Origin of the sequence: Arthrobacter sp. TB 23 (assembly GCF_000294595.1) — a bacterium.
Classification (GTDB): domain Bacteria; phylum Actinomycetota; class Actinomycetes; order Actinomycetales; family Micrococcaceae; genus Arthrobacter_D.
In genome coordinates this window covers 16,019-28,360 of record NZ_ALPM01000021.1, presented here as the reverse complement: position 1 = coordinate 28,360, position 12,342 = coordinate 16,019, and the positions used below count along the sequence as shown (strand labels likewise).

Sequence of the window (12,342 nt, the reverse complement as noted above, 5' to 3'; positions counted from 1 at the left end):
GTCTAGAGATATTGGCTGTCGTTTGCGCCGAACCCACACATGTAAGCCGTCGCGACTTGACCGTAGGCGTGCGAAAATGTGGCATTCGTTGTACAAGTTCCCTACAACGCGGAGATACGTCCGTCAAGACGCCGATCCTCTGCCACACAAACAATTACCACTACTCTACCAGAGATCGCTTAGCGCTTAGACGCGCCCCAGGAGTCCCAACTTCTGCTGGCCGCTCCCCCACCCAGGGCGGAAGGGTTTAACGCGGCAAGCCCCGCCCACCCGAAGGTGTGCGGGACCTGCTGCTTCAGTATCTTCTAGCGGATCGCCTAGCGGAACTCGGAACCCATGTCGTAGTCATCCAGTGGGATGGCGTGGAACTCGGGTGTCATCGAACCTTCGACGCCTGCATAGTCAAAGTCGCTGAAAGCGCTCGGACCAGTAAACAGGTTGGCCTTTGCTTCTTCTGTCGGTTCGACGGTGATCTTCGTGTAGCGGTCCAGGCCAGTTCCGGCCGGGATCAGCTTACCGATGATCACGTTTTCCTTCAGACCCAGCAGAGGGTCGCTCTTGCCTTCCATGGCGGCCTGCGTCAGAACGCGGGTGGTCTCCTGGAAGGATGCGGCTGACAGCCACGACTCGGTGGCGAGCGACGCCTTGGTGATACCCATGAGCTCGGGACGGCCTGAAGCCGGCTTCTTGCCCTCGGATACCACTCGACGGTTCTCGTCCTCGAAGCGACGGCGTTCTGCCAGCTCTCCGGGGAGGAGGTTCGATTCACCTGACTCGATCACCGTGACGCGGCGAAGCATCTGGCGAACGATGACCTCGACGTGCTTGTCGTGGATGCCTACACCCTGGCTGCGGTACACGGTCTGTACCTCATCGACCAGGAATTCCTGTGCCTTACGAGGGCCGAGGATCCGGAGGATCTGCTTCGGATCGACAGCACCAAAGACCAGCTGCTGTCCAACCTCAACATGCTCGCCATCAGTGACCAGCAGGCGCGCACGCCGCAGGACTGGGTAGGCGATTTCCTCGGAGCCATCGTCGGGGGTGACAACCAGCCGAAGCTGCTTCTCGCCGTCCTCGATGTTGACGCGACCCGCGACCTCGGAGATCGGAGCGACACCCTTGGGGGTACGCGCTTCGAAGAGCTCTTGGATACGAGGCAGACCCTGGGTGATGTCTTCCGCCGACGCGATACCGCCGGTGTGGAATGTACGCATGGTCAGCTGCGTGCCTGGCTCACCGATGGACTGTGCAGCGATGATGCCAACCGCCTCACCGATGTCGACCGTCTTGCCGGTAGCCAGCGAGCGGCCGTAGCAGAGGGCGCAGGTTCCGACCTTCGACTCACAGGTGAGCACGGAGCGCACCTTGATGTCAGTCACACCGGCAGCGAACAGCTCGCCGATCAGGACGTCGCCGACGTCGGAACCGGCTGGTGCGAGCACCTTGCCCTTGGAGTCAACAACTTCGCTGGCCAGGGTGCGTGCGTACGCAGAGTTCTCGACCTCTTCGTGCAGCACCAGCTCACCGTCGCTGTTCGGCACCGCAATGGTGACGTTCAACCCACGCTCGGTACCACAGTCGTCTTCGCGAACGATGACGTCCTGCGACACGTCCACCAGACGACGGGTCAGGTAACCCGAGTTGGCGGTACGCAGAGCGGTATCTGCCAGACCCTTACGGGCACCGTGCGTTGCGATGAAGTACTCCAGCACCGACAGGCCCTCACGGTAGGAGGACTTGATCGGACGAGGGATGATCTCACCCTTGGGGTTCGCTACCAGACCACGGATACCCGCAATCTGACGGACCTGGAGCCAGTTACCACGCGCACCGGAGGAAACCATACGGTTGATGGTGTTGTCCTTCGGCATGGCGCCGCGCATGGACTCGGCAACCTCGTTGGTTGCCTTGTTCCAGATGTCGATCAGTTCCTGACGACGTTCCTCATCAGCGATGAGGCCCTTGTCGAACTGGGACTGGACCTTGGCGGCCTGCTTTTCGTAGACCTCCATGATGCCGGCCTTGTTGATCGGCGCGGAGATATCGGAGATGGCCACGGTGACACCGGAGCGGGTTGCCCAGTAGAAACCGGCATCCTTCAGGTTATCCAGCGTTGCCGCCGTAACAACCTTCGGGTACCGCTCGGCGAGATCGTTGACGATGGTGGACAGCTGTCCCTTATCGGCAACCTTCTCAACCCAGGGGTAGTCAGCGGGCAGCGTCTCGTTGAACAGCACCTGTCCGAGGGAGGTTTCGATCAGCGCGGGAGTTCCTTCAACCCAGCCTTCGGGCGCAGCGACATCAGCGCTGGGCACGAAGTTCGGAATCCGGATCCGCACTACCGAGTTCAGGTGCAGGACACCCATGTCGAAGGCCATGATGGCTTCGGCCGGGGTGCTGAAGACACGACCCTCGCCTGCTGAACCTTCACGCTTGGTGGTGAGGTGGTGCAGGCCGATGATCATATCCTGCGAAGGCAGGGTCACCGGACGGCCGTCCGAAGGCTTCAGGATGTTGTTCGAGGAGAGCATCAGGATGCGCGCCTCGGCCTGGGCCTCAGGGCTCAGCGGCAGGTGAACTGCCATCTGGTCGCCGTCGAAGTCAGCGTTGAACGCGCCACAAACGAGTGGGTGCAGCTGAAGGGCCTTACCTTCAACCAGCTGTGGTTCGAACGCCTGGATACCCAACCGGTGCAGGGTAGGTGCGCGGTTAAGCAGGACAGGGTGCTCAGTGATGATCTCTTCGAGAACATCCCAGACCTGCGGGCGGTAACGCTCAACCATCCGCTTGGCGCTCTTGATGTTCTGCGCGTGGTTGAGGTCAACCAGACGCTTCATCACGAACGGCTTGAAGAGTTCCAGCGCCATCTGCTTGGGCAGACCACACTGGTGCAGCTTCAGCTGAGGGCCGACGACGATTACCGAACGACCCGAGTAGTCAACGCGCTTACCCAGAAGGTTCTGGCGGAACCGACCCTGCTTGCCCTTGAGCATGTCAGAGAGCGACTTCAGCGGGCGGTTGCCTGGTCCGGTGACCGGGCGGCCACGACGACCGTTGTCGAACAGGGAGTCAACAGCTTCCTGGAGCATCCGCTTTTCGTTGTTGACGATGATCTCGGGCGCACCGAGATCGAGCAGGCGCTTCAGGCGGTTGTTGCGGTTGATCACGCGGCGGTACAGGTCGTTGAGGTCGGAGGTCGCGAAGCGGCCACCGTCCAGCTGAACCATGGGGCGCAATTCCGGTGGGATCACTGGGACTGCATCGAGCACCATGCCGAGTGGGCTGTTGGTGGTGGTGAGGAACGCGTTGACGACCTTCAGTCGCTTCAGAGCCCGCGTCTTACGCTGGCCCTTACCGTTCTGAATGATGTCGCGGAGCATTTCGGCCTCGGCGGGCATGTCGAAGTTCTCAAGACGCTTCTTGATTGCTTCGGCGCCCATCGAGCCCTCGAAGTACAGTCCGTAACGGTCGCGCAGCTCGCGGTAGAGGCCCTCGTCGCCTTCAAGGTCTGCGACCTTGAGGCTCTTGAACCGGTCCCAGACCTGCTCGAAGCGTTCGATCTCGATGTCAGCGCGCTTACGCACGTTGGCCATCTGGCGGTCAGCCGAGTCGCGAGCCTTCTTCTTCTCGGCAGCCTTGGCGCCTTCACCCTCAAGCCGGGCAACCTCATCCTCAAGGTCCTTGGCAATGGTGGCGATGTCGGAGTCGCGCTGGTCGATCATTTGCTTCTTCTCAAGGTCGTGCTCGGCCTGGAGGTTCGGCAGTTCAGCGTGACGGTTTTCCTCGTCGACTGAGGTGATCATGTAGGCAGCGAAGTAGATGACCTTCTCGAGGTCCTTCGGTGCAAGGTCCAGCAGGTAGCCCAAGCGCGAGGGAACGCCCTTGAAGTACCAGATGTGGGTGACGGGAGCTGCAAGCTCGATGTGTCCCATGCGCTCACGGCGTACCTTGGCGCGGGTTACTTCGACGCCACAACGCTCACAAATGATGCCCTTGAAGCGGACACGCTTGTACTTGCCGCAGTAGCATTCCCAGTCGCGGGAAGGTCCAAAGATCTTCTCGCAGAAGAGGCCGTCTTTCTCAGGCTTGAGGGTACGGTAATTGATGGTTTCCGGCTTCTTGACCTCGCCAAAAGACCAACCACGGATTTCGTCCGCAGTGGCAAGGCCGATTCGCATGAGGCCGAAGGAGGATTCGCTGGACATATGGTCCCTGTTCTCTCTTTGTTCTCTAAATTCTTGAAGTCTTCATAAGGGGCGGGGAGGAGGCGTTCACGGGGTCACTGGTCCTCGCAGACCTGGCGACCGCCGGCGCCATCCGGACCGGTGTTCGAGGGAGCGGCCTTTAATATTTCTAGGCCGTCCGCGGCCGACGAAATTTCGTTGGCCGCTTTTCGAACACCGGTTCGGGTGAACTAAACTTCCTCGACAGAACTTGGCTCGGCCCGTGACAGGTCGATGCCCAGTTCCTCCGCGGCCCGGAAGACTTCTTCATCCGAGTCACGCATCTCTATCGTGGTTCCGTCAGTGGAAAGTACTTCCACGTTCAGGCACAACGACTGCATTTCCTTGATCAGCACCTTGAAGGACTCGGGGACACCCGGCTCTGGGATGTTCTCACCCTTCACGATCGCTTCGTAGACCTTCACGCGGCCGTGGATATCATCCGACTTGATCGTCAGAAGTTCCTGCAGCGTGTAGGCGGCGCCGTAGGCCTCGAGGGCCCAGACTTCCATTTCACCGAAGCGCTGTCCGCCGAACTGTGCCTTACCACCCAGCGGCTGCTGCGTGATCATGGAGTACGGTCCGGTGGAACGTGCGTGGATCTTGTCGTCCACCAGGTGGTGCAGCTTCAGGATGTACATGTAGCCGACCGAAATGGGGTCCGGGAACGGCTCGCCGGAGCGACCGTCAAAGAGCAACGCCTTGCCGGATCCGCCGATGAGGCGGTTTCCGTCGCGGGTTTCCCGGGTGGAGTTCATCAGACCAACGATTTCGTCCTCTGTTGCGCCGTCGAAGACGGGGGTTGCAACAGTGGTCGAACCGCTTTCGCGGGGCAGGTTCGGGAGGTTCTTCAACCATTCCGGCTCGCCATCGATCTTCCAGCCCTGCTTGGCCACCCAACCGAGGTGGATTTCCAGGACCTGGCCGACGTTCATTCGACCTGGGACACCCAGCGGGTTCAGCACGATATCGACGGGGGTTCCGTCTTCCATGAACGGCATGTCCTCGATCGGCAGGATCTTGGAGATGACGCCCTTGTTACCGTGGCGGCCAGCCAGCTTGTCGCCGTCGGTGATCTTACGCTTCTGGGCCACGTAGACGCGGACCAGCTGGTTCACGCCGGGGGGCAGCTCGTCGTCGTTGTCGCGATCGAAGATGCGCACACCGATAACTGTTCCGGACTCGCCGTGGGGAACCTTCAGTGACGTGTCGCGAACCTCGCGGCTCTTCTCGCCGAAGATGGCCCGCAGCAGACGCTCCTCAGGGGTCAGCTCAGTTTCACCCTTGGGAGTGACACGGCCAACCAGGATGTCGCCAGCTTCAACCTCGGCACCGATGTGGATGATGCCACGCTCGTCCAGGGCCCCAAGGACCTCTTCGGAGACGTTCGGGATGTCGCGGGTGATTTCCTCGGCACCAAGCTTGGTGTCGCGGGCGTCAACCTCGTGCTCCTCGATGTGAATCGAGGTCAGCACGTCGTCGGAGACGATGCGCTGGGAGAGGATGATCGCGTCCTCGAAGTTGTGACCTTCCCAGGACATGAACGCAACGAGCATGTTCTTGCCCAGTGCGAGCTCACCCTGGTCTGTGGACGGACCGTCGGCGATCATCGTGTTGTACTCGACCCGGTCACCCTCGGAGACCAGCACGCGCTGGTTGTACGCGTTGCCCTGGTTGGAGCGTGCGAACTTCATGATCGGGTAGTTGGTCTCGGTGCCGTCGTCGTTGAGGATGCTCACCAGATCGGCTGAGACCTCCTTGACAACGCCCGCCTTCGTGGCGGTGACAGCGTCACCGGCGTCGACTGCTGCGTTCTTCTCCATGCCGGTTCCCACGAGGGGACGCTCGGAACGGAGCAGGGGAACAGCCTGACGCTGCATGTTTGCACCCATCAGGGCACGGTTCGCGTCATCGTGTTCCAGGAACGGGATCATGGCCGTAGCCACCGACACCATCTGGCGCGGGGAGACGTCCATGTACTCGACCTCAATGGCCTCGACCAGAACGGGCTCGCCCGAACCGCCTCGGGTACGCACCAGAACCGTAGGCTCGATGAAGTTACCCTTGCCGTCGAGAGGCGCGTTCGCCTGTGCAATCAGGCGCTCCACCTCGTCGTCGGCGGTGAGGTAGTCAATCTGCTCGGTGACGATTCCGCCGACTACCTTGCGGTACGGGGTTTCGATGAAGCCGAACGTGTTGATGCGTCCGTAGGATGCCAGCGAACCGATCAGACCAATGTTCGGTCCTTCAGGGGTTTCGATGGGGCACATACGACCGTAGTGGGACGGGTGAACGTCACGAACTTCCATGCCTGCGCGGTCACGGGACAAACCGCCCGGGCCCAGCGCTGACAGGCGACGCTTGTGCGTCAGGCCGGCCAGAGGGTTGTTCTGATCCATGAACTGCGACAGCTGGGACGTTCCGAAGAACTCCTTGATCGCCGCAACTACTGGACGGATGTTGATCAGGGTCTGAGGTGTGATGGCCTCAACGTCCTGCGTGGTCATCCGCTCGCGGACAACGCGCTCCATCCGGGACAGGCCGGTGCGGACCTGGTTCTCGATGAGCTCGCCGACCGCACGGATGCGTCGGTTACCGAAGTGGTCGATGTCATCGACCTCAACGCGCAGTTCGACGTCGCCGCCGTCGCGCTTACCGGTCAGAGTCTTCTCATTGGCGTGCAGGGCCACCAGGAACTTGATCATCGCGACAATGTCGTCAATGTTCAGGACCGAAGCGTCCTTGTCGTCAAGGCTCTTGTCGATACCCAGCTTGCGGTTGATCTTGTAACGACCAACCTTGGCCAGGTCGTAGCGCTTGGGGTTGAAGTACAGGTTGTCGAGCAGCGTCTTGGCAGCCTCGACTGTGGGGGGCTCTCCCGGGCGAAGCTTCCGGTAGATATCCAGCAACGCGTCTTCCTGGGTTTCGGTGGTGTCTTTCTCCATGGTGGCGCGGATGGAGTCGTACTCGCCGAAGGTTTCGAGGATCTGGCCCTCGGTCCAGCCCAGTGCCTTCAGGAGCACTGTGACTGACTGCTTGCGCTTGCGGTCAAGGCGGACGCCGACCTGGTCGCGCTTGTCAATTTCGAGTTCAAACCAGGCACCACGTGACGGGATGATCTTCGCACTGAAGATGTCCTTGTCACTGGTCTTATCGGCGGTGCGCTCGAAGTAGGCACCCGGTGAACGGACCAGCTGTGAAACGACGACACGCTCGGTGCCGTTAATCACAAACGTGCCCTTCTCCGTCATCAACGGGAAGTCGCCCATGAACACTGTCTGCTGCTTGATTTCGCCAGTGTTGTTGTTCATGAACTCGGCCTTGACATACAGAGGGGCCGCGTACGTAGCGTCGCGGTCCTTGCACTCAGCCATGGTGTATTTCGGATCGGCGAACTCCGGCTCCGAGAAGCTCAGGGACATGGTGCCCTGGAAATCCTCGATCGGGGAGATCTCTTCAAAGATGTCAGCGAGACCGGATGTGGAGGCCACACCCTGCAGCTTCAGCTCCAGGGCTTCCTGCACGCGCGCCTTCCAGCGATCGTTTCCAACCAGCCAGTCGAAACTGTCAGTTTGGAGCGCGAGGAGGTTAGGAACGTCCAGCGGTTCGTGAATCTTTGCGAATGAAAGCCGGGTGGAGACGCCTTCGGCGTCGACCTGGCTGGTAGCGGTTGCATTATTAGAGGTGCTCGAGGCGACCAAGAGGGATCCTTCCACAGACCTTCGGCTTGTTCAGCTATATCCGCCCTCTTTGCACTGCCATCGCGTATCAACGCGAGGATTGTGTGTGCGAACCAGGAGCCTGCGGTCAATGACCGGACAGTAAATCTGCCGTTAAATGACTAACGCAAGACAAAGCCCACCGCTATATGAAGGCCGAGGTTAAGAGGAAAGACGCAAATATCTACTGTACTGCAGAGCTCCCGTCCTGTCCAGCCCGGGTGTGGTATACGTAATCCGGGTCAGCCTGCCTGGGTCACCCAGATCAGGAGCATGGTCACCAGGAATCCGGTGAGGAAGTTCAGCCTGATGAAGCGCCGCCATCCCCGGTTGGCAGTTTCGCAGTGCTCATCGCTGAGGTTGGCGTACGGCAGGATACTGAGGATGTAGGGCAGGGCCAGCAGCCCACCCAGCGTCGCTGGCCACGGCGCCAGCAGCATCAGCAAGCCGCTCACCAGATAGGCGCCGACGGCGAACCGCACCACCGCACGCGCGCCCAGGACCGTGGCGATCGAGGCAATGCCGCCTTCGCGGTCGGCCTGGATGTCCTGGACGGCGCCGAACGCCTGGCTGGCGATGCCCCACAGGAAGAACGCCCCGAGCACCGCCCAAAGCCCGGCGTCGAAGGTGGCGCCGGCCAGGACCAGCCCAAACACTGCGGGGCTGACAAAGTGGGTGCTCGACGTGACCGAGTCGATGAACGGCCGTTCCTTGAACCTCAGACCCGGCGCGCTGTAGGCGACGACGGCGAACACACTCACTGCGAGTACCAGTGCCGAGAGCGGATGCCCCAGCACCAGCAGCACGCCCAGGAACGGAGCGTTGGTGAGTACTGCAGCCCACAGGGTGATGCGGTGGAACCGGCGGTCGAGGACTGCCCCCTCGACGCCGCCCTTGCGTGGGTTGCGGAGGTCCGACTCGTAGTCGAAGACGTCATTGATGCCGTACATCGCGAGGTTGTAGGGAATCAGGAAGTACAGCGTCCCGATGACGAAAGCCGCGTCGATGGTTCCGGTGGTGAGGAAGTAGGCGGCGGCGAAGGGGAACGCCGTGTTGACCCAGGAAACCGGGCGCGAGGACAGCAACAGCATCCGCGCCACCCCCGTGTGGCCGGTCCCGGCCTGCGCACTCATGGGCGGGCCTGCTCAGGCGAGCGGGTGGAGGAGGACGGAGTGAAGAGGGTCCACAGTGCCGGCAGCAGCACTACGGCCGCCAACGGGTAGGCGAAGTCTTCGAGGGGCGCAACTCCCACAAACACGCCGGAGATCCATTCAGGGTTGTAGCCAAAAAATCCCAGCCGGATCATCAGGTTGTCGAAAACCGCTGTGAGCGCCAGCAGGATGATTGCCGACAGCCCTATCGCACGCCAGGAAAGCGTAGCCGCAGTGTCGGGAGCTGCCGTCGAGCCGGTCGCTGACGCCCCGGTACGACGACGGGAGCTCACCACCGCTGCGACGGCGACGATGGCGACGGGGATCAGGAAGATCGCGTTGAGGGTCCAGTACGTCACTGCGCCACCCGCGTTCGTGTCTCGATGGTCCGTTTCATCAGCAGGTAGATGTTCATCGCCATCCAGCAGAGGAAGGTCAGGAAGAACAACTCCTCCAGGGGAAGTTCGGGTGCCAGCATGGCGCCGATCATGAACTCGGAGTCACCTTTATAGAAGATGTCCAGCCCTATTCCGCCCAGGTCCCAGGCCAGGAAGAACCCCACTCCCACGGCCAGGACCAGTCCTGCCCGGCGGGGCGCTGCCCAGAAGAACAATCCGTACCGGTAATCCATCAGGGCTGCACACGCCAGTCCGCCGAGCAGGGAGACCAGGTACAGGGCACTGATCATTGTCTGCCCTTGCTTTCGGCGACCAATGGAGCAGCACCTGGGGCGACCAGCGGCTCGGCCAGCGGACCGGTGCTGGTGTCGGAGCGCAGCCGTTTGATCAGCAGTTCGGCGCTGATCAAACACATCGGGATGCCGATGCCGGGGATGGTTGAGCTGCCCGCATAGTAGAGCCCTTCCACCTTGCGGCTCTTGTTGCGGCCCCTGAAGAACGCGCTCTGCTTCAGCACGTGCGCCGGGCCCAGCGAAGTGCCTTGCCAGGCGTTGAAGTCCCCCACGAAATCCTGCGGCCCGTAGGTCCGCCGCACCACAATCCGGTCGGCGAGGTCGGGGATGTCCGCCCACTTGCTGATCTGGTCGATCACCGTGTCGGCGAGGCCTTCGATGCGCCGGTCCCCCGCACCGCCGATCCCGCCGGCGCCCAGCCCTGGATCAGCCGGCAGCGGGACCAGGACAAACACGTTTTCGTGACCCTGGGGGGCCACCCCGGGGTCGGTGGCGCTGGGCCGGCACACGTACAGCGACGCCGGGGTCGGCACTGAGGTGGTCTTGCCGAAGATCCGGGCGAAGTTGTCTTCCCAGTCCGCGGTGAACAGAAGTGTGTGGTGTTCCAGTTCGGGCAACTGCCCCTTGACGCCCAGGTACAGGAGCAGGGCACTGGGGCCTGCGGTCCGCCCGGACCAGTACTTCTCCGGGTAGGTCTGGTCGGCGGGCTGCAGAAGCTGCGTCTCGGCGTGGTGCAGATCGTTGGCGGCGACCACCGTGTCTGCGGCGGTGGTGTGCTCGGTGCCGTCGGCCGACACCCAGCGGACGCCGGTCACCCGGGCCTTTTGGGACCGGCCATCGCCGGGCAGGGTGAGGATCTGTTCCACCCGGGCGCCGGTGATGACCTCGACGTTCCTCGATCGGGCCTGGGAGTCGATGGCCTCGGTCAGCCGGGTGAACCCGCCCATCGGGTACAGGACGCCGTCGTCGAGATCCAGGTGGCTCATCAGGTGGTACATGCTGGGGGCTTCGAACGGGGAGGTGCCCAGGAAGACCGCCGGGTAGCCGAGGATCTGTCGCAACCGGTTATCGGTCACCGTTGCGGCAGCGAGCTTGGACAGCGGTTGCAGGAGCAGGCGCACCAGCTTCGGGACACGGCTGAGCACATCGGGGCGGAGCAGGGGCAGGAAGGACTGGAAGGTGGTGTAGAGGAACCGGCGGGTGGCCATGGTGTACGTTTCGCCGGCCGAATCCAGGTACTTCTCCAGGGCCTCCCCCGCCCCGGGTTCGACGTCGTTGAACAGCTTGACGACGTCGGCCCGCTCAGCGGGAACGTTGATGGGCTCGGTGTGCCCCTCGGAATACACCCGGTACCCCGGATCCAGTTTGACCAGTTCCAGGTGGTCGGCCGCGCTGGTGCCGAGGAGCCTGAAGAAATGGTCGATCACCTCGGGCATGAGGTACCAGGACGGCCCGGTGTCGAACCTGAACCCGTCGCTCTCCCATAGCCCGGCGCGGCCCCCGGTAGCCGCCTGCTTTTCGAGCACGGTGACGGCGTGCCCCTCCTCAGCGAGCAGCGCGGCCGACGCGAGGCCGGCGATCCCGCCGCCAATGACTACTACGTTCCGGCGTGGGCCGTTCAGGGGTGCGTGCGCGTTCATGGCAGCCTTCCGGTGGTCATCAGGGTGTTTCATCAGGCTGCGGGACACGGCCCGCCAGTGCCTGGGCGGCGATCCGGAGTTTCACGGGATTGGGAACCCGGACCCGTGAGGTGAGGAGCTCCTCGGCGGGAGTCCTGCGCAGCCGCAGGGACAGTTCGGTGAAAAGTCCCTGGGCCAGGGCGACGGCGCGGCGGCTGGAACCCGGCAGGTCGCGGAGGGCGTCGGCCGAGACGGCGAGATCCGCGGCAATGTCATCGAGCAGCCGGTGTTTGTCAGCTTCGCCAAAATTGCCGGGCCTGATCCCCGGGAAGTAGCTGCGCCCCAGGGCCTCGAAGTCGTCGGCGAGGTCGCGCAGGAAATTGATCTTCTGGAAGGCAGCTCCCAGCCGGCGGGCTCCGTCGACCAGCTTGCGTTCCTGGTCAGCGCTGCGCGGGCTGGCTTCCTGGTAGAGGAAACACTTCAGGCACATGAGCCCCACCACTTCGGCCGACCCGTAGACGTACTCGTCGAACGATTCGGCGGTGTGCTCGGTCCGCTCCAGGTCAGCGCGCATCGAGGCGAAGAAGGGCCTGGTCAGGTCCGCGGCGATTCCGGTTTCCCTGGCGGTGTTGGCAAAGGCGTGCACAACCGGGTTGGCGCTGTATCCCACGGCCATGGCCCGTTCGGTTTCCTGCTCCAGGTCGTCAAGCACCGCGCGCGTCTGATCAAGGCTGAGCCCGGCGGCGGCTGCAGCGCCGTCCACCACTTCATCGGCGACCCGGACCAGGGCATAGACAGTCTCAACGTGCTGGCGGACATCGCCGCCGAGGAGCCGTGATGCCAGCCCAAACGAGGTGGAGTAGGACCTGATCACCACCGCCGAGGTTCGGTGAGTCACATCGGTGTAGAAGGCAAGAGCATCGCGTGGCTGCATGA

At 62.3% G+C, this 12,342-nt stretch carries 7 protein-coding genes; all 7 read right to left on the bottom strand.

Annotated elements, in window-relative coordinates; genetic code table 11:
- Positions 1 to 317: 317 nt before the first annotated feature.
- On the bottom strand, positions 318 to 4,208 hold the full coding sequence (locus B384_RS0102090) for a DNA-directed RNA polymerase subunit beta' (RefSeq protein ID WP_019481487.1): 3,891 nt from the start codon (positions 4,206 to 4,208) through the stop codon (positions 318 to 320).
- A 209-nt stretch (positions 4,209 to 4,417) separates the two neighbouring features.
- On the bottom strand, positions 4,418 to 7,927 hold the full coding sequence (gene rpoB, locus B384_RS0102085) for a DNA-directed RNA polymerase subunit beta (RefSeq protein ID WP_019481486.1): 3,510 nt from the start codon (positions 7,925 to 7,927) through the stop codon (positions 4,418 to 4,420).
- Between the two features lie 260 nt (positions 7,928 to 8,187).
- Positions 8,188 to 9,078: a prenyltransferase gene (locus B384_RS0102080; protein ID WP_019481485.1), complete on the bottom strand. Its 891-nt coding sequence runs from the start codon at positions 9,076 to 9,078 to the stop codon at positions 8,188 to 8,190.
- Positions 9,075 to 9,455 (bottom strand): lycopene cyclase domain-containing protein, encoded by a 381-nt coding sequence (locus B384_RS0102075; protein WP_019481484.1) that lies wholly within the window; start codon positions 9,453 to 9,455, stop codon positions 9,075 to 9,077. The genes B384_RS0102080 and B384_RS0102075 overlap by 4 nt, the downstream gene beginning before the upstream one ends.
- Positions 9,452 to 9,784 carry a lycopene cyclase domain-containing protein gene (locus B384_RS0102070; RefSeq protein WP_019481483.1) on the bottom strand — a complete coding sequence of 111 codons (333 nt, stop codon included), beginning with the start codon at positions 9,782 to 9,784 and terminating at the stop codon, positions 9,452 to 9,454. Before B384_RS0102070 ends, B384_RS0102075 begins: the two co-directional genes overlap by 4 nt.
- Entirely contained in the window at positions 9,781 to 11,427 is a 1,647-nt protein-coding gene (gene crtI, locus B384_RS0102065; RefSeq protein WP_050994826.1) for a phytoene desaturase family protein, read from the bottom strand. The genes B384_RS0102070 and crtI overlap by 4 nt, the downstream gene beginning before the upstream one ends.
- Before the next feature lie 19 nt (positions 11,428 to 11,446).
- Positions 11,447 to 12,340: a phytoene/squalene synthase family protein gene (locus B384_RS0102060; RefSeq protein ID WP_019481481.1), complete on the bottom strand. Its 894-nt coding sequence runs from the start codon at positions 12,338 to 12,340 to the stop codon at positions 11,447 to 11,449.
- Positions 12,341 to 12,342 lie beyond the last annotated feature (2 nt).